Annotated in this window: 17 protein-coding genes; 8 read left to right on the top strand and 9 right to left on the bottom strand. The window is 61.9% G+C overall.

Annotated features, from left to right (window positions below; all coding sequences use genetic code 11):
• Positions 1 to 7 precede the first annotated feature (7 nt).
• From E4Q08_RS00265 to E4Q08_RS00245, 5 genes are all read left to right on the top strand, one after another.
• A complete protein-coding gene (locus tag E4Q08_RS00265) occupies positions 8 to 823 on the top strand; it encodes a MotA/TolQ/ExbB proton channel family protein (RefSeq protein WP_169068935.1) in 816 nt (271 codons plus the stop codon).
• Positions 824 to 835: 12 nt separating this feature from the next.
• Positions 836 to 1,258: an ExbD/TolR family protein gene (locus E4Q08_RS00260; protein WP_034911585.1), complete on the top strand. Its 423-nt coding sequence runs from the start codon at positions 836 to 838 to the stop codon at positions 1,256 to 1,258.
• Positions 1,259 to 1,378: 120 nt separating this feature from the next.
• Positions 1,379 to 3,586: a TonB-dependent receptor gene (locus E4Q08_RS00255; protein WP_169068934.1), complete on the top strand. Its 2,208-nt coding sequence runs from the start codon at positions 1,379 to 1,381 to the stop codon at positions 3,584 to 3,586.
• Between the two features lie 11 nt (positions 3,587 to 3,597).
• On the top strand, positions 3,598 to 4,731 hold the full coding sequence (locus tag E4Q08_RS00250; protein ID WP_169068933.1) for a DUF1513 domain-containing protein: 1,134 nt from the start codon (positions 3,598 to 3,600) through the stop codon (positions 4,729 to 4,731).
• Between the two features lie 109 nt (positions 4,732 to 4,840).
• Entirely contained in the window at positions 4,841 to 5,692 is an 852-nt protein-coding gene (locus E4Q08_RS00245) for an amino acid ABC transporter substrate-binding protein (RefSeq protein WP_169068932.1), read from the top strand.
• Positions 5,693 to 6,037: 345 nt separating this feature from the next.
• Here E4Q08_RS00245 and arsC read toward each other — a convergent pair whose 3' ends face one another.
• Both arsC and E4Q08_RS00235 read right to left on the bottom strand, forming a co-directional pair.
• The gene (gene arsC / locus E4Q08_RS00240) at positions 6,038 to 6,391 is read right to left on the bottom strand and encodes an arsenate reductase (glutaredoxin) (protein WP_169068931.1); all 354 of its coding nucleotides are present in this window, start codon (positions 6,389 to 6,391) and stop codon (positions 6,038 to 6,040) included.
• A gap of 57 nt (positions 6,392 to 6,448) precedes the next feature.
• A complete protein-coding gene (locus E4Q08_RS00235) occupies positions 6,449 to 7,060 on the bottom strand; it encodes a CBS domain-containing protein (RefSeq protein ID WP_034916303.1) in 612 nt (203 codons plus the stop codon).
• Positions 7,061 to 7,469: 409 nt separating this feature from the next.
• Between E4Q08_RS00235 and E4Q08_RS00230 the strand changes: the two genes are divergently transcribed.
• Both E4Q08_RS00230 and E4Q08_RS00225 read left to right on the top strand, forming a co-directional pair.
• Positions 7,470 to 7,829, top strand: coding sequence for a CidA/LrgA family protein (locus E4Q08_RS00230; protein WP_169068930.1), 360 nt, complete (start codon positions 7,470 to 7,472; stop codon positions 7,827 to 7,829).
• Positions 7,826 to 8,551 (top strand): LrgB family protein, encoded by a 726-nt coding sequence (locus E4Q08_RS00225; RefSeq protein WP_169068929.1) that lies wholly within the window; start codon positions 7,826 to 7,828, stop codon positions 8,549 to 8,551. The genes E4Q08_RS00230 and E4Q08_RS00225 overlap by 4 nt, the downstream gene beginning before the upstream one ends.
• Before the next feature lie 130 nt (positions 8,552 to 8,681).
• On the opposite strand, the gene E4Q08_RS25535 is transcribed toward E4Q08_RS00225, so the two are convergent.
• The gene (locus E4Q08_RS25535; protein ID WP_308240022.1) at positions 8,682 to 9,116 is read right to left on the bottom strand and encodes a DUF4351 domain-containing protein; all 435 of its coding nucleotides are present in this window, start codon (positions 9,114 to 9,116) and stop codon (positions 8,682 to 8,684) included.
• Positions 9,117 to 9,213: 97 nt separating this feature from the next.
• Between E4Q08_RS25535 and E4Q08_RS25530 the strand changes: the two genes are divergently transcribed.
• Positions 9,214 to 9,549: a hypothetical protein gene (locus tag E4Q08_RS25530; protein ID WP_308240021.1), complete on the top strand. Its 336-nt coding sequence runs from the start codon at positions 9,214 to 9,216 to the stop codon at positions 9,547 to 9,549.
• A 274-nt stretch (positions 9,550 to 9,823) separates the two neighbouring features.
• Here E4Q08_RS25530 and E4Q08_RS00215 read toward each other — a convergent pair whose 3' ends face one another.
• From E4Q08_RS00215 to E4Q08_RS00190, 6 genes are all read right to left on the bottom strand, one after another.
• Complete coding sequence (locus E4Q08_RS00215; RefSeq protein ID WP_169068928.1) at positions 9,824 to 10,525, bottom strand: M48 family metallopeptidase; 702 nt, start codon at positions 10,523 to 10,525, stop codon at positions 9,824 to 9,826.
• The gene (locus tag E4Q08_RS00210) at positions 10,522 to 14,103 is read right to left on the bottom strand and encodes a type I restriction endonuclease subunit R (RefSeq protein WP_169068927.1); all 3,582 of its coding nucleotides are present in this window, start codon (positions 14,101 to 14,103) and stop codon (positions 10,522 to 10,524) included. Before E4Q08_RS00210 ends, E4Q08_RS00215 begins: the two co-directional genes overlap by 4 nt.
• Before the next feature lie 61 nt (positions 14,104 to 14,164).
• Positions 14,165 to 15,361, bottom strand: a complete 1,197-nt coding sequence (locus E4Q08_RS00205) for a Fic family protein (RefSeq protein ID WP_169068926.1) — start codon at positions 15,359 to 15,361, stop codon at positions 14,165 to 14,167.
• Entirely contained in the window at positions 15,358 to 15,576 is a 219-nt protein-coding gene (locus E4Q08_RS00200; RefSeq protein WP_169068925.1) for a hypothetical protein, read from the bottom strand. Before E4Q08_RS00200 ends, E4Q08_RS00205 begins: the two co-directional genes overlap by 4 nt.
• Positions 15,576 to 16,895, bottom strand: coding sequence for a restriction endonuclease subunit S (locus E4Q08_RS00195; RefSeq protein WP_169068924.1), 1,320 nt, complete (start codon positions 16,893 to 16,895; stop codon positions 15,576 to 15,578). The genes E4Q08_RS00200 and E4Q08_RS00195 overlap by 1 nt, the downstream gene beginning before the upstream one ends.
• A complete protein-coding gene (locus tag E4Q08_RS00190) occupies positions 16,885 to 19,539 on the bottom strand; it encodes a type I restriction-modification system subunit M (RefSeq protein ID WP_169068923.1) in 2,655 nt (884 codons plus the stop codon). The genes E4Q08_RS00195 and E4Q08_RS00190 overlap by 11 nt, the downstream gene beginning before the upstream one ends.
• Positions 19,540 to 19,581: the final 42 nt, after the last annotated feature.

The following is a 19,581-nucleotide window of genomic DNA, read 5'->3' as shown; positions in this document are numbered from 1 at the left end:
GGTCGTCATGGAAAATCCGCTGGGCTTTGCCCACTTCCTCGCCCACACCGACATCGTCGCCCGCATCGTGCTCTGCCTGATGCTGATCGCGTCGATCGGCACCTGGTACCTGATCGCCAGCAAGGGCATCCGCGGGCTGCGCATGCGCCGCCGCAGTGCTGAATTTCTCGCCGCATTCTGGAAAGCACCCAACCTCGAAGCCGTTGCCGCCCGCATCCGCGAGAAGGGCACGACCGAACCCTTCTCGCATCTGGTACACCACGGTTTTACCGCCATCGAGCAGCACAACCGCTGCAAGAACGGTGGCGAGTGCAGCACCGCCAACCTGGTCAACGCCGGCAACCCGGAAGACCTGCTCACCCGTGCGTTGAAGCGTGCCATCGACGAAGACAAGGCGAGCCTCGAATTCGGCCAGACCTTCCTTGCCACGGTCGCATCGTCCGCGCCCTTCGTCGGCCTCTTCGGCACGGTCTGGGGCATCTACCATGCGCTGATCGCCATCGGCATGTCCGGACAGGGCACGCTCGACAAGGTCGCCGGCCCGGTCGGCGAAGCACTGATCATGACCGGCATCGGCCTTGCCGTCGCCATACCGGCCGCCGTCGCCTACAACCATTTCGCCCGCGAGAACCGCAGTACGCTGTCGCAGCTCAACTCCTTCGCCTACGACGTGTTTGCCTTCCTCGCCACAGGTGTCAAGACCTCGCCAATGCTCACCGATGCCCGCACGACGAGCGAGAAGGTGATCGCCATGGCGCGCGCACAGGGCGTCGCTGCCGGTGCAGAACGTCAGTCGGCCCACCCCGGCCTGGCCGTTCGCTGAGGAGGACGGAACATGGCCTTCGCCAGCATGGAATCCGGCGACGACGACGCGCTGCTGACCGGAATCAACATGGTGCCACTGATCGACGTGATGCTCGTCCTGCTGATCATCTTCATCGTCACTGCCCCCCTGCTCACGCATGCCGTCAAGGTCGACCTGCCGAAGGCTTCGTCCTCGGTCAACCAGACCAGGCCGGATAACGTGCAGCTCGCCATCGACGCCACCAGCCAGGTGTTCTGGAACGGCGAGCCGATCGATGCCGCCGGGCTTGCCGAACGACTGCAGGCCGTTAGCGCCATGCAGCCGCAGCCGGAAATGCACATCCGCGCCGAGCGCACGACGCCGTACGAGAAAGTTGCGCAGGTCATGTCGGAAGCCGCAAGAGTCGGCCTGTTGCGCATCGGGTTCATTACCGATCCGTCCGGAGCGCGCTGACGGAGCAGCTCATCCGAATGTTCATGACTTTCAAAAAGAAACAAGGCGACACCAATTGACTAGCCAGCCAGACGCGATGCCGTTCAGCCAGCCACAAAACCTCACCCCACGGAGATTTGTATGCCTGCTGACGCCTCTCGCCAGACCGCCCGCCCGCGCTCCTGCGCACCGACCCCTTCCCTGCCCCGCCGGCTGCCACTGGCCGCACTGATGGCCCTCTCCTTCGCTGCCGGCGCGCAAACCGCCGGTGAACAGACGATGGCACCGGTCGTCGTCACCGACACCGCCGAGCGCCAGCCCGATGGCTACCTTGCCACGCGCACGCGCGTCGGCAAGGTGGAACAGGATCCGCACAGGATTCCGCAGGCCATCACCACGGTGACCAGTGCACTGATGGAAGAACAGCAGGTCGGCTCGCTGCGCGAGGCGATGCGCAACGTCTCCGGGATCACTTTCAACGCCGCCGAGGGCGGCCGCTCGGGCGACAACATGAATCTGCGCGGCTTCTATACCTTCGGCGACATATATCTCGATGGCATCCGCGACACGGCCCAGTACAACCGCGAAACCTTCAACGACGAACAGATCGACGTACTGCGCGGCGCCGGTTCGATGCTCTTCGGCCGCGGCCAGGCCGGCGGCGTCATCAACCAGGTGAGCAAGACTCCCCTGCAGATAGACAAATACAGGCTGACCGGCAGCATCGGCACCTACGGCTACCGCGAGCTGACCGCCGACCTGAACAAGCGCTTCAGCGCCGATGTCGGCCTGCGCGTGAACCTGATGAATCGTGACGAGGGAAGCTGGCGCGAAAATCTCGCCAACGGCGACGAGCCGGAAGTGCACCGCCAGGGTGCTGCGATCAGCCTCGCGCTCAACCAGAATTCGCACAACCGCTTCTGGCTCAACCATTATTACCTGAAGACCCGCGACAACCCCGACTACGGCATCTCCTTCGACGGCGTCACGCGCCGCCCGAACGAACGCTTCCCGGCGCGGGCGTACTGGGGCACCGACAAGACCCTCGACGACAGCGACACGACGATCACGACGCTGGTCAACGAATATCTCTTCGACCCCGAATCGATGCTGCGCACGCAGGTCCGTGTTGCCGACTATCAGCGCAGCTACTGGGCGAAGACGCCGAACCTGACCCTGCCGCCGAGCGCCAACGGCGTCAACGGCGGCAACGTCACACGCTCGTCCCATTACGAGACGGTGACGCTGCAGTCCGACTACTCGACGCGCTTCAAGACCGGTGGCATGGGCCACGAATTCCTGGCCGGCATGGAATACCTGAAGGAGGACAGCTTCCGCCACGGCCTGCAGAACTTCGGTGGCACGACCAATGCCAACCCGCCGCTGTTCCATCCCTACCAGGAAGCGCTGGCCGGCACACCGACGAAATTCACCAGCGACTCCTACGCACTTTACCTGCAGGACAGCATCGAATTCATCCCGCACTGGAAGGCCACCATCGGCCTGCGCCGTGACGAGATGGATGCAAAATATTCCAGCACCACCTCGCCAAGCCTGAAGTACGGCGAATGGAGCACGCGGGCCGCGCTGTCCTGGCAGCCGCAGGAGGAAGCGAATTACTACCTCGCCTGGAGCGACTCCTTCAGTCCGACGGCCGACCTCTATCAGTTGACGGTCACGCCGATGCCGGCCGAGCGCAGTCAGGTCACCGAACTCGGCGCCAAGTGGCTGCTGCTCGGCGGCGACCTCGCGCTGCGCACGGCCCTCTACCGTGCCAACAAGGCCTGGGAACGGAATACCGATCTTGAATCCACGGCCGCCATCCTGACCAGGAAGCGCCGTACCGATGGCTTCGAAATCGAGCTCGCCGGCCGCCTGAGCGAGCGCTGGGAAGTCTTCTCCGGCCTTGCGTTGATGAACGCCACGATTCTCGAAACCGCGATCAACGTGAACGCCGCGACCGGCACCGTCACCCAGGGCGACCCACGTCTCGTCGGCGAGCGCGCGCGCAATGCACCGGTCTATACCTTCAACCTGTGGTCAACCTACATGCTGACCGGCCACTGGAAGATCGGCGGCGGCATCGAGGCCAAGGGCAGGCGCTTCGCTTATCAGCCGCAACAGGCGGTCAGCGGCGCTTTCGTCAACGGACAGTTCACCCCGAACACGGCAGAAGCCTATCAGCGCTGGGATGCCATGGTCGCCTATGAAGAGAAGCACTGGGCCGTGCGCCTGAACATCAAGAATGTATTCGACAGGCTCTACTACGACTCGATCTACGACAACGGCGGCTTCACGGTACCGGGTACGCGACGTGCCGCAATCCTCACTGGCGAGCTGAAGTTCTGAGGAAGGAAGGCATGACGACGAATCGCCGGCAGTTCATTGCCGCTGTTGCTGCCGGCGTCGCCGGCAGTGCTCTTCCGGGTATTGTCTTGGCCACGACTCCCCGGCAGGCCGTCGTGGCCGCCGCCTGGCGCGGTCCGAACCAGGGCGATCCCTACTTCGCCGGCGCCCTGGTCGCCGACTGGGAAACCCGCAAGCTCGACATCCGCCACGCCGTGCCACTGCCATCGCGACCACACGGCCTCCTGCCGGAGGCCGATGGCGGCATGCTGGTCGTGGCGGCGCGCCCCGGCGCCTGGCTGATGCGGTGCGACGCGCAGGGCAAGGTGCAGCAGCAGGTATCGCTGGAGGAATCGTCGGCGCTGCGTTTCTGCGGCCACGCCGTCGTCGCCGCCAACGGCGAGGTGCTGCTGACCACCGAAACGGAGTACGGCAAGGGACGTGGCCGCATCGGCGTGCGCGACCGGCGAACGCTGCAGAAGCTCGACGAATGGGATACGCACGGCATCGATCCGCACCAGCTCGCGCTCGACGCCGCTGGCCAGTTGATCGTCGCCAACGGCGGCGTGCCGAGAACGCTGGCCGACAAGAAGCATGATCTGCAGCGCATGGAGTCCTCGCTCGTCCGCCTGGACACCACCAGCGGCAAGCTATTGCGCCAGTGGCGATTGGACGACCCGCGCCTCAGCCTGCGGCATATCGCGTGGAGCCACTCGCCGGTCGACGATGAGGCCTATCTCGGCATCGCCATCCAGGCCGAGCATGAGCGCAGCGAGGAGCGCGCACAGGCCCCCATCCTCGCCGTCCTCGACGGCGACCGCCTGTTCGTGCCGACCCGGGCCAACGACGGCATCGGCTACGCCGGCGACATTGCTGCCGCCTGGGACGGCGGCTTCGTATTGTCGAGCAACCAGATCGGCCTCGCCCACCTCTGGCACCCTGCTGCTGGCGAACGCATGACGCCGCTGGTCAGGATGAAGGAGGCTTACGCCCTGACTTCATGGCGGGGCGCCGGATCGTCCGGCGGCGTCCTCGTCGCAACGGGCCTGGGACTGGTGCGCAGTCACCCGCAGCTCAAACCCGTTGCCCTGCCATGGCCGCAGCCGATGGCGCTGGACAATCACTGGAGTCTGATCAGCGAGACCTGATCGTCGCTTTGCTGAACGCGCAGGACCGATCAGATTCGGCTCGCCTTAACGCAAGCGGACCGACTCGCGCTACACTTACTTCCGTTCCCACCCCAAGGAGAAAACCACCATGCGCAAGCTGATCGTTGCCATCCTTGCCGCGAGCCTGGCCATTGCCTTGCCCGCGGCTGCCGCCGAACCCACCCTGGCGAAAATCAAGCAAAGCGGCGTCCTCAAGCTCGGCTACCGCGAGAACTCCATGCCGTTCTCGTTCATTGCCGGCGACAGCAAGCCGCGCGGCTACAGCATCGATTTGTGCGAGATCGTTACCAAAGACGTGGCCAAACAGCTGAACATGCCGAATCTCCAGGTGCGCTGGGTGCCGGTCACGGCGCAGAGCCGTTTCGAGTCGCTGAAAAGCGGCAAGATCGATCTGGAGTGCGGCAACACCACACAGACCCTGTCGCGCCGTGCCGACTTCGACTTCAGCGTGATGACCTACGTCGATGGCGCCAGCCTGCTCTTCCTGAAGGGCGAGAAACCGAAGTCCCTGGTAGAGATCAACGGCCAGCGCGTCGCCGTCGTTGCGGGCACGACGACCGAAAAGGTCTTCGACGCACTGGTAGCGATGGAGAAAATCGGTATCCGCCTGCTCAAGGTCGCCGACCACGATGCCGCCCTGAAGGCGCTGCAGGACAGAACCGCCACGGCCTATGCGGCGGATCGCACCGTGCTGGTGACGATCGCCGTCGTGAAGGGCGAAGAGCGTTCCTACGAGGTCTCGGAGACCCAGTTCACCTACGAGCCCTACGGCCTGATGATGCGCCGTGATGCTGAATTCCGGCTGCTTGTCGATCGTTCCTTGTCACGCCTCTATCGCAGCGGCGATATCGGGCAGATCCTGCAGCGCTGGTTCGAGCCGCTGGGCGAACCCGGCGAGGTGCTGCAGGCGATGTTCATGCTCAACAGCCTGCCGGACTGAAGGATTTTCAGGCGGGCGGCAGGGCGGCGTCCAGCTGGCGTTGCAGGGGAAACCGGGGGTCAGACCAGGAAACCGGGGGTCAGACCACGCAGCACGGAAAGGCCCTATGTTTGCCCGTCCGGCGGCGTCCTCGTCGCAACGGCCCTGGGACTGGCGCGCAGTCACCCGCGGCTCAAACCCGTTGCCCTGCCATGGCCGCAGCCGATGGCCCTGGACAATCACTGGAGTCTGATCAGCGAGACCTGATCGTCGCTTTGCTGAACGCGCAGGACCGATCAGATTCGGCTCGCCGACCATGTCGAACTTCGCCGCGAATGGCCTTTGCGGAAGAATCCCGAGCGCTTGCTACAGCAGCTCGAGCACCTTCTCCGGCGGTCGACCGAGCACCGCCCGGTCACCGCGCACGACGATCGGACGCTCGATCAGGATCGGGTGCGTTAGCAGCGCCTGCAGCCATTCGTCGTCGCTCAGGGAGCGTCCGGCGTAATGCTCCTTGAACACCGCTTCACCGCGACGCACAAGTTCCGATGGCCGCATGCCGAGTTTTCGCAGGAGTTCGCGCAGTTCTTCGTGGCTCGGCGGCGTCTTCAGGTAGTCGACGATCTCGGCATCGACACCCTTTTCGGCAATCAGCTGGCACGCTGCGCGACTCTTCGAACAGCGGTTGTTGTGGTAGATGCGGACGGACGCATGGCTCATCTGCTTTCCTCAGGCAAAGGACGATCGCGAATGGTAACGCCGCAGGCAGGCAGCCTCCTAGCGCCACAGGCTCAGCGGCGGATCGGTGATGATCGCACGCAGGATGTCGCTGCGCGACACGAAACCGACCAGCGCCTGCGTTTCATTGACGATCGGCACGCCATCGACCTGGTGTTCGAGCATCACCCAGGCGATCCGCCGGATGTCGGTGATCGGGTCGGCGCTGACCACGGGCGTCGTCATCACGTCGCTCACCTTCCTCGCCAGCACATCGCGCACGCGCCCGTCTTCGACGTTGACCACGGTCAGCAGGTCGCGCTCACTGACGATGCCCACCAGCCGATGAGTCGGGTCGAGCACCGGCGCCTGGTGGATGCGGCGTTCGAGCAGTATCCGCCAGGCCCGCTCGACGGGATCGCTGCTGGTCACCGAGACGATCTGCCGTTGCATGATCTGATAGGCATGGTACAGCGGACCCCGCTCAGGGTCGCTGCGCAGCATTTCCCGGTAAGCGCTCACGGCCTGCGCCGCGGGAGCGTTGAAGACGGGTGCCGGCTCGCCCTCGGCAATGGGTCGGACAGCGGAGCCCCGATGAATTCCGGCGACATCCTTGAGGCCTTCGAACGTACCCTGGAAAATTGGACCACTCAAGCCATAGACCGCAAACACGTTCTTCTCCTCGTCCGGCGCAACGGCGCTGCAACAGCGATCACCGTCCATTATAGCGGCTCGCGTACGCCAGACGTGCCGGCCGCCGCGAGCAGCAGCAATTCCAGAATTAAAACCATTATGATATAAATGTTTTTATGGATCTGCCCTGCTCGACTACTTGCGTCTTTTGGACGGAAGAAATGGCGGGGAAAGCGCAGCAGAGGGGAGTGCTCCAGACGTCGATTTGAACCCCATATAGTATTTTTTAATCAATATGTTAGTGCTTAGCATATCCACTTGAGGAACACCACCCTACAGCCGTCAAGCAACGGCCCGAGCGCTTGCTACGTCGCCACCCCCCTCGCCAATTCCTCTATACTCGACAGCCCCATAGCCCTCCATTTCGGCCACCCCGACCGGACCAAACATGATCGGCGCCATCACCCTGCTCCTCGTTTTCCAGCTTCTCGGCGAGGTCATCGCCCGCGGCCTGGCCTTGCCCATCCCGGGGCCGGTGATCGGCATGGCCCTGCTTTTCGCCGCGCTCGCCGTGCGAGGCGGTCCCGCGACCGACCTGCGCAAGACCGCGCAGGACATGTTGCAGCATCTCTCCCTGCTGTTCATTCCCGCCGGTACCGGCGTCATGCTGCACTTCCAGCGGATGTCCGACGAATGGCTGCCGCTGCTCATCTCCCTGGTCGCCAGCACGCTGATCACCATCGCCGTGACAGCCCTGGTGTTGCGCTTCCTGAGTCGCCGCCGCGACCTCCCGCAGGAGACACCATGACGCCACGCATCAGTGAAGTCTGGGTATATCTTGCGGCGTCGCCGCTGCTTGGCCTGACGCTGACCTTGCTCGCCTACCAGGGCGCCACCTGGGTGCACAAGCGTTGCCGCGGGCATCCACTGGCCAACCCGGTCCTGCTCGCGGTCGCGACGCTGGTCGCCTTGCTGTCGCTGACCGACACGTCCTACCGCACCTACTTCGACGGCGCGCAGTTCGTACACTTTCTGCTCGGGCCGGCCACCGTGGCGCTGGCCATTCCGCTCTACGCCCAGTTTGGGCGCCTGAAGCGTCTGGCGCTACCCTTGCTGGTCGCGCTGCTGGTCGGCTCCCTGAGCGCCGCCCTGTCTGCCGTCGCCATCGGCAGCCTGTTTGGCGCCAGCCGGGTGACACTGCTCTCGCTGGCTCCGAAGTCGGTGACCACACCGATTGCCATGGGCGTCGCCGAGCGCATCGGCGGCCTGCCGTCGCTTACCGCGGTACTGGTGATCATCACGGGAATCGTCGGCGCCATCGGCGCGCGCTACGTCTATCGCGCCCTGCATATCGAAGATGACGCCGTGCGCGGTTTCGCCATGGGAATCGCTGCACACGGCATCGGTACCGCGCGCGCTTTTCAGGAAAATGAGCAGACGGGGGCCTTTGCCGCGCTGGCGATGGGTCTCAATGGTCTGATGACGGCGCTGCTGCTGCCGCTGGTAACCCCGTGGTTGCTGAGTTGGTAACAGCGCCAGGCGACGGCAAGCCGACCTGAAGGTGACTATTTTTCCCGGCCTGCCGCCGCTGGTCGCCATCGAAGCAGGAACTTACCCCATCGGCAACGACGAAGGCAGCGACCCGGACAAGGCGCCGGCTTCAGTGTGCGGTCGGCCCGAAGACGTCGTCGATCCGACCCGCTTCGATGGCTTGGTCGAACCAGCCTTCGATTTCTGACAGCGACGCGGCCGCAATCCGGGCGCTGATCTCCGACGGGATGGCGCCGAACCGTTTGCGCAGCAGGCGCTGAAGTGCCAAGGCCTCACCTTGCTGCAGGCCTTGCTCGCGGCCCTGCTCGCGGCCTTTCTCGATACCGATTCGTTCAACCGACGACACGTAGCGCATTTGTTCTTGCTCCTCAAGCAGGTCGATATTCTGCCACAGCTCCTGCGCAAGATGTTCGGGCAGCCGCATCATCCAGTCAAGGACGACAAACAGGTCAATGATGCGCTGTTTTTCCCAGCGTCGCTGGTAGAGCAACTGGATCCGCTTCCACTTGGCGGCAAAGCGAGCTGCCATGTCCTGGCGCGTCATGGGCCAGAGTCACCAGCGCGAAGGGATTCGGTTCCGCTTGCAGTTCAGCTTCGCGGCCCGTCAAGTTCAATAGCTTGGTGGTTGGAAACTTCAGCATATGTTCGCAACCGAGCACCTCGAAGCCAAACGAACTCGGGTGCCAGCCTTCGGATTGGTCGGCGAGCAAGGCCATGCTGGCGACTGGGCGGTGGTAGCGGTCAAACAGGCGGTAGTTGTAAACGAACATCCGTTCGGCGAATTCCGCCTGCGGGCTGCCCTGCACTTTGATGTGGAGGTAGATCCAGTCTTCTGTTCCCGACAGACGGGTGACGCGGACCAGTTTGTCGACCAGGCGCTTACCGAGTTCAGCGTCCTGCACCACGGCGCGGAGTTCCTGATCAAGGAATTCGTGGCCCGCAAACCAGTCGATGCGGGATACGCGGCCGGGAAATAGAAGGCCATGAATTCAGGAAAGTAGTGCTCGACGGCTTCTTTCCATGGGCTGTCGCAATCGTCGCTGACTTGTAGGTTGGGCTGAGCCTGCGAAGCCCAACCGCCCAAGGGCGCAGCCAAAGACGTGCTGTTTGTTGGGCTTCGTTCCTCAGCCCAACCTATCGAAGCCGCGGCGAAGGGGCCAATGAGCAATAGAGCGTAGTCCTGCGGAGCATTACCAGCCAACAAACCACGGGGCACCACCAATGCTTAGGCCAGTCTTCATATCGACCAGATTACACCCGGTCATACTCTCTCGTAGTCTCCAGAAGTTTCGCCTTTCGGTCTGCGTAATCAGGCATCAGCCCTTCCAGCCGGCGCCAGTAATCGTCGTTGTGATGTGGCTCCACGAGGTGGACCAGCTCATGGGTGATCACGTAGTCGATCAGTCGGATTGGAAACTGGAGGAGGCGCCAATTGAAATTCAGTCGGCCGGCTGCGCTACAGGAGCCCCAGCGGTTGCCCAGGTCGAGAATCTCGACTGTGCTCGGCACAAGTCCATACCGGTCAGACAGCAACTTCACCCGTTCCTTGATCCAGTGCCCGCCCGTCGCCTGAAACCACTCCCTGATCCGTGCCTCGGCGTCGGTCTTATCCGACAGTCTCAGTTCCAGCCATCCTGTCCTGCAATGTACCGCCCCCTCCTGGTCTGTAACGAAACGAACACGGTAACTACGGCCAAGGTAGAAAACGGCGTCGCCGCTCATATACCCTGCTGGGCGAGGGATCGGCCGGGATGCCTCCTTAATGGCAAGCTTCTGATACACCCAGAGCTGGCGACTCTTCGCCCATTTTTCCAGTTGCTCACGAGGCGTGGCCTCCGGAGCGTAGAGTTTCAGCTCGCCGGATCGATCAACTGTCAGCCCTAGGGTTTTGCGCCGGCTGCTGCGCTGAACCTCGAATAGCAGATCACCAACCGAGAGCGTTTCCGCGCTCATCCCGCCAGTACCTCATGATTGTGTTTCGCCAGCGCCACCAACTGGAAGGCGAGATCCCGGGCAGCTTGGGCTTGCAGTCCGCCCGTGGTCATCAACTGGCGCACCAGATGTTTGGTCAGCATGTCGCGGGCGTGAGCATTCTTCCAGAATCCGACACGTTTGATCTCCTGCCGGATATGGTCGACGAGGTCGACGGTCATGCCAACCAGTTGTTGCTCCCGTGTCGTGTCGGACGCCGCATTCTTGGATGCCACTTCCAGAACCAGCCGTACAAACGGAACCTGGACATCCGGATCGAGCCCTGGGAAATCGTTGCGGTCGCCTTCCTTCAGCTCCTTGATGAACTGCTTCAGCGCCTGCTCCAGCGCCTCCCAGTTGTCCTTGAATGATTTGAGAATATCCTCCAGCTTCTCGCTCATCTTCTTGGCGTAGGCAGGGTTCTGGAGTTCAAAGCTGACGATATGGTAGCGCGCTGCGTGCTGCATTTCGGCCGCCCGGGTCTTCGACGATTTCTGACCTGCCACCACCTTCTCGAAGTCCGTATCGGTAATCGTGATCGGTGGAATCTTGGGATCTACGCCCCTGGCTGCGACGTGTTTGTCGATCAATGCGCGCACACGTTCCGGCACGCCGAGCAAATTCAGCGTCGAGTCTCGATAGAGATTGGCGGCGACCTTGTTGATGAAGCCCAGCAACTTGGCATCGCGGAACATTTCCGGCGTTACCTCCGGACGGTGTTCGAGGATGCTCAGCGTTTCGTAGAAGAGACGCAGCTTGTTGATGAAGTCGGCACGAATTTTCAGGTCGGCGAGCAAATCGACCGCAGCCTGGACACCTTCGAGCAAGTCCGTAATTCCCCGGTCCGAGAACACCGCCATCACCCGGGCGTGGCGGTCGCGTAGCTTCGGCAGTTCGTTGTTGATGTCGAGGCCGATGCCCTTGAGATCATCGGCGTCGTAATCGCCCAAGGCATCATTCAGATGACGGGCCACGCCGATGTAATCCACCACATAGCCGCGCGGCTTACGGCCACTGGTACGGTTCACGCGAGCAATGGCCTGCAGCAAGTCATGCGCAATGATTCTGCGGTCGAGATACATCACCTGCTCGACCGGAGCATCAAAGCCCGTCAGCAGCATATTGGTAACGATCAGGAGGCCCAAGGGGTCGGTCTTGTCCGACTTGGCCGGCGCCAGGCGTCGCTTGAAGCGCTCGACCAGTCCTTCCTGTTTTTCCTTGTCCGTCCACTTCTTCCACGATTCGGGGTCGTTGTGGTTGCCGGACATGACTACGGCGAATTCGAGTGCTCGAATCAGGTCAAGCTTCGGATGCGCGTCGATCAAGAATCGCGTTTCGGCATCCAGCTTGGCCTGGTCATCTTCGGACAGGGCAAGAATGGCCGTTGACAAGGCTTCCAGCTGTGCCACGAGAGCGCCCTTGGCTGCCGCGAGCTTCTCGTAATAGATCACCGCTGCATTGCGGCTGGTGGCGACTACCTGGCCCTTGTACCCCTCCGGCAACACCACGCTCACGTAGTGCCGAAGCATGTCCGCCGCCTTCTTCTCGATCAGCAGTGGTGCCTCAAGCACGTCCCCCTGAGTGGCGTACTTGGCCTTGATGATGGCGAGTTCGGTATCGGTGTATCCACGGAACAAGTCCTCGAACACCTGATCGAGACTGGTCGCGTCTTTCACCATGCCATCGGCGGTGCGGCCCTCGTAGAGAATGGGCACGGTGGCGCCGTCCATCTCTGCGTCCTGTAGCAGATATCGGTCGATGTAGTCGCCGAAGATTTTCCGCGTCTCCGTCTTTTCCTTGGACAGAATGGGCGTGCCGGTAAAGCCGATGATGGCGGCGTTCGGCAATGCCTTGTGCAAATTCCGATGCAGCGTCCGGGTATGGGAACGGTGCGCCTCATCGACCAGCACCAGGATGTTCTCGGAGTCGTTCAGCTCCGGGAACCGTTCGAACTGGATGGTTTCCTCGAAGGTGACCTGTTTGATTTCCTCGACACGTTTGGGAACCTTGTTCACTCCCTGCTCGGCGACGCGGATTTCCTTACGGGCGATGGTCAATTTGATCTTGTCTGCCTCGCGCCGCGCCACTTGATCCTGATATTTCTGGATCATGGCGAACACGATGTCCGGGGATTTCTCGGCCAGAATCCGCTGCGTTGCGGCGGTCGCCGATTCCCTGCGTTGCTTGTCACTTTCGGACGGGCGCACAGTCTCGCCGGTAAGCGAGGCTGTTTCGCGTAGCTGCTTCTCCAGGTCGCTGCGATCCGTGACCACAACGATCTTGAACTTTCTGAGATCGCCCAGCGTGCGCATCTTGCGCACCAGGAACACCATTGTCAGGCTCTTGCCCGAGCCTTGTGTATGCCAGACGATGCCGCCACGTTCGTCCCGCTCCGCGCCTGCTTTCCGACTGCGGCCGGTTTTCAGGCGCTCGATGGCCTTGTGAACGGCGCGGAACTGCTGGTAGCGTGCCACCACCTTGCGCGTCTTGCCTTCACCCGATTGGTACAAAGTGAAATTGCGCATCACGTCCAATAGATGATCAGGGCGCAACATGCCAGCAACCAGAATCTGCTGGCTCGCCAGTCCCTTGCCGGTGGCGGAAGGTACTGCCGATTGCGCGGTATCAGACGATACCTCGATGGCCTTCTGCCGATAGAACAACGGCGTCCCTGCCCGATCCGCCTGCTCCGGCCCCAGCGCACGCAGTTCAGCGGACGCCACCTCTTCGGCTTCGGCAATGTCCTGTGTGCGCGGAATCAGCCCGACTTCCTCGCCTACCTGCGACATCGGCAGCGGGCTGGTGTCCGCCCATTCCAGATAGACCTCGGGCGGTGCACCGATAGTGGCTGCACGGGCCTCGAAGAAATTGCTGGCGATCAGCAATTGGTTGGAATGGAACAGCCGCTCGGTCCCTTCATCTTCGGTGTACTGCTCAGGGTAGAGTTCCTTGCGCTGATTGGTGTAGCGGAGCAACTGGTTGATCGCCTGAGCAATGGGTGCCTCGATGCCGGGGCTCTTGAATTCCGCCACTACCAACGGAATGCCGTTCACGAACAGGACTGCATCGGGAATGATGTGTCCCCGCCCGCTGGTCAGTTGCACCTTGAACTGGTTGATCACCAGAAAATCGTTGTTCTTCCAGTCATCGAAGTCGATATAGCGCAGCGGTTGCTGGCGGCCGGCGTCCCATCCGGGCAAACCATCGGTCACCGTACCCTTGAGCAGCAGCTCGGTGAGCTGCCGGTTGGCCTCCATCAGGCGCAAGCCGGCGGTCAGCTCCAGTTGGTGAATCACACGCTCGATGCGCGCTTCATCCAGCCAGGGCTGCGCTCCGTTTACTCCGTCCGGGCCAAGGTTGATCTTGTGCAGCGCCTTGGTCAGCCGATCCTTCAGCAGCACCTCACGGAAATTTGCTCGCTCGGTGAGTTCGGGGACATCGGTGTCACCGGTCAGCCACTCCCAGCCCATCTTTTCGAGTTGCTGGCAGAAGGGCTGCTCGACCAGCAGTCCCTCCCATTCGATCTTGCACCCCACGTACGGAGCAACCGAATCGCTCATGTCGCCTCCCCAAAGTCCCTTATCCGCGTCCGCAGGCTTGTGTTATTTCTTGGTGGATACGTCAACAACCATTTGATTTAGCTTTGCACTCGGTCATTTTTTTGCTGGTTTTGCTTGTGTTAACGCTTGCGCTAAACGCAATAGCCTCACGTAACAGGCTGTGCCACTTGGAGCTCAGCACATACGCTCGAACGCGCTGAACTCCGGCCCTGGCCGGCTCCACGAATCCCTCACCGCGCCAGCGGTCCAGCCATTCCCGTCCGGTGTTGGCGGAAATACCGAACCACTCGACCATGTCGGAGGGGGTGAACGCGAGGCCTTCCGAACCGGTTTCCAAACCACGCATCAGCAGGCGCGTCAGGAGTTGTTGCTGCACCCGGCGTAGCGATTCCCAAGGCGGCGCCCGACGGCGATGGGGCGCATAAAGGTCGACGGCCTGACGGCGCAGATCGTCCGCCGCACGCGCCATCGTGGCCAGGAAAAACTCCAGCCACTGGCCGTGGTCCGGGTCATGGCGCCCGTCGTAGAAATTCACCGGCAGACCCATCTGAAGATGGTCGTAATAGGCGCCGAGGTCTGCCGTGTAGTGTTCCTCCAGCGACAGGAAGCCGCGCATCTCGTAGCCGCTGCGCCACAACTCGGCCGTCGCCAGGGCACGGGCCGTGCGACCGTTCCCGTCGCCGAAGGGATGGATGCTGACGAAACGGTGCGCCAGCAGGCCGGCGCGCACCGGGCCAGGCAGCGCAGCCGCCGCTTCGCCTTGCCACCAGGCCACCAGTTCCCGCATCAATACCGGCACGTCGGCGGGCGTCGGCGGAGCGTAGTCGATGCGGCGGGTAGCCAAATCCACCACCGGACATTCCTCCCTGCGATAGTCGCTGCGCAGGCCCCGCCGGCCCATGCCGCGCACCAGGATGATGCTATGCAACTCGCGGATGAATTCCTCGGACGGGTGCCGATTGGCCTCCAACTGCTCCTCGATCCACTCCAGCGCGCGCCAGTAGTTGCGCACCTCCTGCTGCATTTCGGTCTGACTCTTGCCCACCGCCATCACCGCCTGCCCCACTTGCTCCGAGTTCAGGGTGTTGCCTTCGATGCGCGTGGAATGGCGCGTCGCCCGCTGCCGGGCCGCCTGCTTCAGGCGCAGCTCCTGATCCGGCGGCAGGGGCAGCACATCCACCACGGCGCGAGCGGACTCGATGAGGCCGAGGTTGCGCACCATCGCATGGGAATAGGCGAAGCGAGGTGAGAAGCTCATCGCTCGGGCTTTTCCTTCAGCGGCTGCAATGCCGAGCGGGCGACGATCCAGGCGTCCGGCGCGTGAGGAAACCCGGCGATTTGCTCCAGCGCGGCGCGCAGGTGCGCGTTTTCCGCTTCGAGTTCGGCGATGCGCTCGGGCAGAGTCTGTTCGCGCCTGCCGTCGTCGGGGTGGTTGGACGGGAAATCAGCGAGGAGTTTGTGCAGAGGGGGCATCAGGCCACCTCCAGGCCGGCTGGTACGCGGACGCGGCCGCTGAGCAGATCGGCCATCAGGCCGGATTTTAAAAGATGCAACTTTGTCAGTTCGTTCTCAATCGCGTCCTGCTCGCGGTCACACAATTCGATGGCGCTTGCGATGCGCTGCTGTTCATCGAACGGTGGCCAGCTCGTAACGAACTCGGCCAACTCTTCTCTGTTGATCTTGGGAAATCCGCTACGCATTGAAACGGCGGAAGCGAATCTTGAGAATGGCTCGCCCAAGATAACTGCAAGTAGGAATCGCGGATGGACTCCGTCATTGGGGCGAAGGGGATACATATCGGCACTGCATAGACCCTCACCAGAGGCCAGAACAGCTTTCCGAAGATACGGGCGAATCTTGCTGTAGATGACGTCGCCAGGGCCAAACACATACTTTCCGGATATGGCACCTTGCTCAGCCGCAGTGACACTCGCAAGCAGCCGCCCCGTCACTGATTCGACGTGGTCTGGCGCAACGAGGATCCAATCGCAATACGGCGCGAGTCGAGGATCAACTTGGCCCTGCGGAAGCGCGATACGACTGACGAGCGTCTCGATTGTCCAGCCGCATGGAATCAACCCAAGAGGGGAGTTCTGGAACTGTTCGGGATGCGCGATGGGATCGCGAATTTCGCCGTTGTCATTGATTCCTCTTATCAGCAGGTCATGCAGCAATCCCGCCCGCACCTGCTTGAGCTTGGCGATCAGCGCTTCGGCTTGCTCGATGGCGGTATCAATCTCCCTCAAGGCTCGACCAATCTGTCGCTGCTCGTTCAGAGGGGGAAGCCAGACAGGGGCGCTGCTGATGGCGCCAACTGATAGCCCATATCGAGTGAGGCCGTTCGCCATCCGCGCAAAGTATCCGGCCAGCCGAGAATGCCCAATCTGCTTGCTCAGATAGTCGGAATCAACAGCATCCTGATCAGGGCGCAGCAATGCGAGGTGATAGCCGCAAACCAAGTCGTCGGTCGCGTAGTCCACCCGTGCTGGAGTCCCGATATCGTAGGGAGTCTCGGAATCCTTGGTGATGATCACATCGCCGACCTGAAGGTGGAACCTGTCGATCTCGGGCTGCGATGCGGTGGCTTCCATGAACTCGATGGCTTCGGTGATATAATCGTTGTTGTAGACGTCAACGTAATTGCACAGTCGTACCGCCTGTTCTCCGGACTTGGTGAGCTTGTCGACATTACTGAATTTCGTGTCTGCCACGGCACGCAGCGGCACCTCCCTCCAGCCGACGGGCAGTTCTACAGGTGAGGGTGAATCCATCGGCAAGGCTTCAGAGCACATAGCCCAATCCTTGAAGCAACTGACCGACGCTGCCCCGCAGCGCTTGCTGCGTTCGCTGCATCTGATGCAACGTGACGCTGTACTTGTCCCAAAGTCGTTCGATGCAAGAAATCAATACCTGCCGTCTTCTCGCAATGGCTCCATCCAGTGCTGCTTGTACCCGCTCTTCCAAGAGTCGCAGCACCATCGTGGCAGTTTGCTCACCACTCATGTCGTTGCACCGCTTGGTGAGCGTATCGAGGAATTGATTTAGCAGTTCCCGATAGCGAGCACGGGTAGCGGCCAGATCGGCTGTGATGGTTTCATAGGGTTCGAGTTCCGCTTGCAGCGCCGCGATCTGCTCGAGCGTCGGCGCGAGCTGAGCTTTGATGCCCGCGTGCTCGGCGGCGAACGCCGTATTGCCGGCGTACTTCTTCATGCCGAGCTTCTTTTCCAGTTCCTTGAAGCGCTTCAGGTCTTCACGGATGCTGTCCTTGAGTTCCTTGATGCGGCGTTCCAGGTTCCTGGCGTAGTTCCAGCCCTCGGCCTCCTCCTCGTCCTCGGGCGGGTTCTCGGCTTCCCATGCCTCCTTCTCGGCCCGCAGGCGGGTGATCTCCTGGCGCTCGGCCTCGATGCGCGCCAGGTAATCCTGCATGGTGCTCAGCACCAGCGGATGGGTGAACGGGTCGAAGATCGGACCACTGCTTTCGTCGTCCTCCAGCGCATCGGCGATGGCATCCAGCCAGCCCTCGATGACGCCGGCGAAGCCACGCTCCATCAGCGTCTTGAGGTCGGGCAGGCTGTCGCTCCACCAGCCGGCCACCACGCCGGCAAGCTGGAAGCGATCCAGCGCGCCAATCGGCGACAGTGCAACGCCAAAGGTTTCCAGGAACTCGCTGCGCACCCCATTGAGGTCACGGCGATTGGGCAGATCAGCCAGCTGGTGGCTGTGGGTAGCCCACCAATCGTCGCAGGCCGCGAATATCTGTTCGCGCCGGTCGCGGATGCCGGTGTCGGCCTCGATTAACCGGCGGATGTCGGCACGGCTATCCAGTATGTCGGCAAAATCCGCATAGCTTGTTTGGGCCGCGAGATAATGCGCCGATGGTTCGCGAACACCCGGCGCGCTGTGCGCACTGCTGGCAGATGGCCCGTTGCGAAACGTGAATAGATGCTCCGGGTTCAGCCCGACCGCCTCGAATAGCGAACGCTTGGCTTCGATTTCCGCAACCGGGATACCACCTTGCAGGTGCGCCCTGACGTCGTGGGGCTCCGGTGGCGGGGCGTTGTCCACGTAGCGGCGGATGTTGAGGTTGTAGTCGTTGTCGGCGAGTTCCTGCACGCTCACGGCACGGGCATAGGCGGGCACATTCTCGAAGCGCTCGAAGGTGGAGACGATCTTTTCCACGTGTTCGGGCTTGAGGTAGTTCTGGGCGCGCCCGGCGTGATATTCGGCGTCGGCATTGATGAACAACACCTGCCCGCGCCGGCCGGCCGGCTTTCGGTTGGACTCCGGGCGCAGCACCAGGATGCCGGCGGGGATGGTGGCGCCGTAGAAAAGGTTCTGCGGTAGCCCGATGACGGCCTCGACCAAGTCCTGCTCGATCCACTTCTGGCGAATCTTTCTTTCCTCGCCGCCCCGGAACAGCACCCCGTGGGGCATGACGGTGGCGACCATGCCGGTCGGCTTGCACACTGCCAGCATGTGCTGGGCGAACATCAGGTCGCCCTTCTTGCCGGTCGTCGGACACCACCCCCAGCGGAAGCGCTCGGGGAATTCCATGTTGGTGCGAGAATAGTTCTGGCTGAATGGCGGATTGGCGATCACCCGGTCGAAGCGCTCCAGTTCGCCGGCCTCACGGTGCAGGGGGTGCAGCAGGGTGTCTTCGCGCTCGATATGGGCGTCGGGGATGCCATGCAGAATCATGTTGAGCTTGCAGATGGTCCACGCGGACACGTCGAGCACCTGCCCGGCGAGGCGCATATCGGCACTGTTGCCACCGCACTGTTCCACGTACTCCTTGGACAGGATGAGCATGCCGCCCGACCCGCAGGTCGGGTCATATACGCTCATGCCTTGTCCCGGCTTGAGCAGTCGCACCATCAGACGTACCACGTCGCGCGGCGTGTAGAAATCCCCACCTTTCTTGCCCGCCGATTCGGCGAACATGTTGATCAGGAATTCGTAGGCGGCACCGAGCAGATCGGAGAACTGGAAGTCGCCATTGCGGAAGCGGTAACGGTTGAAGTGTCGCGCAAGTGCCCGGCAGTCTTCGTCGTTGATGACGCGCTTGTTGCCGACCTGCTTCATGAAATCGATATGGTCGAGCACACCTTCCAGCGGACCGTTGTGTTCACCAAGCTTGGTCAGCGCAGTGTTGAGCAGTGTCGCGTAACGGTCGGCATTGAGGTTGTCGATCAGATATTGCCAGCGTGATTCCGATGGGACGAAGAAGCTGTCGTAGAACATCGGGTCGTAGGCAAACGCCTCGCCGTGGTCGGCGACGACTTTCTCCCGCTCGGCCTCAAAGACGTCCGAGCAGCGCTTGAGGAACAGCATGCCGAAGATGAAGTCCTTGTATTCCGACGCATCCATCTTGCTGCGCAGAATGTCTGCAGCAGCGTAGAGATGCCGTTCAAGTTTGGCGAGTGATAACCGTGCCATTCAATCGTCCTGTCGGACCGCAGATTTCACGGTCGCATTTTT

The organism is Candidatus Accumulibacter contiguus, assembly GCF_012940005.1.
GTDB lineage: Bacteria > Pseudomonadota > Gammaproteobacteria > Burkholderiales > Rhodocyclaceae > Accumulibacter > Accumulibacter contiguus.
The sequence above is the reverse complement of the archived record's forward strand: the minus strand, read 5'-3'. Positions and strand labels throughout refer to the sequence as shown.

Bases quoted from the DNA above. Each gene is read 5' to 3' on its own strand.
- E4Q08_RS00265 (WP_169068935.1), top strand. From the start codon at position 8: ATGGAAAATCCGCTGGGCTTTGCCCACTTCCTCGCCCACACCGACATC.
- E4Q08_RS00260 (WP_034911585.1), top strand. From the start codon at position 836: ATGGCCTTCGCCAGCATGGAATCCGGCGACGACGACGCGCTGCTGACC.
- E4Q08_RS00255 (WP_169068934.1), top strand. From the start codon at position 1,379: ATGCCTGCTGACGCCTCTCGCCAGACCGCCCGCCCGCGCTCCTGCGCA.
- E4Q08_RS00250 (WP_169068933.1), top strand. From the start codon at position 3,598: ATGACGACGAATCGCCGGCAGTTCATTGCCGCTGTTGCTGCCGGCGTC.
- E4Q08_RS00245 (WP_169068932.1), top strand. From the start codon at position 4,841: ATGCGCAAGCTGATCGTTGCCATCCTTGCCGCGAGCCTGGCCATTGCC.
- arsC (WP_169068931.1), bottom strand. From the start codon at position 6,391: ATGAGCCATGCGTCCGTCCGCATCTACCACAACAACCGCTGTTCGAAG.
- E4Q08_RS00230 (WP_169068930.1), top strand. From the start codon at position 7,470: ATGATCGGCGCCATCACCCTGCTCCTCGTTTTCCAGCTTCTCGGCGAG.
- E4Q08_RS00225 (WP_169068929.1), top strand. From the start codon at position 7,826: ATGACGCCACGCATCAGTGAAGTCTGGGTATATCTTGCGGCGTCGCCG.
- E4Q08_RS25535 (WP_308240022.1), bottom strand. From the start codon at position 9,116: ATGACGCGCCAGGACATGGCAGCTCGCTTTGCCGCCAAGTGGAAGCGG.
- E4Q08_RS25530 (WP_308240021.1), top strand. From the start codon at position 9,214: ATGTTCGCAACCGAGCACCTCGAAGCCAAACGAACTCGGGTGCCAGCC.
- E4Q08_RS00215 (WP_169068928.1), bottom strand. From the start codon at position 10,525: ATGAGCGCGGAAACGCTCTCGGTTGGTGATCTGCTATTCGAGGTTCAG.
- E4Q08_RS00210 (WP_169068927.1), bottom strand. From the start codon at position 14,103: ATGAGCGATTCGGTTGCTCCGTACGTGGGGTGCAAGATCGAATGGGAG.
- E4Q08_RS00205 (WP_169068926.1), bottom strand. From the start codon at position 15,361: ATGAGCTTCTCACCTCGCTTCGCCTATTCCCATGCGATGGTGCGCAAC.
- E4Q08_RS00200 (WP_169068925.1), bottom strand. From the start codon at position 15,576: ATGCCCCCTCTGCACAAACTCCTCGCTGATTTCCCGTCCAACCACCCC.
- E4Q08_RS00195 (WP_169068924.1), bottom strand. From the start codon at position 16,895: ATGTGCTCTGAAGCCTTGCCGATGGATTCACCCTCACCTGTAGAACTG.
- E4Q08_RS00190 (WP_169068923.1), bottom strand. From the start codon at position 19,539: ATGGCACGGTTATCACTCGCCAAACTTGAACGGCATCTCTACGCTGCT.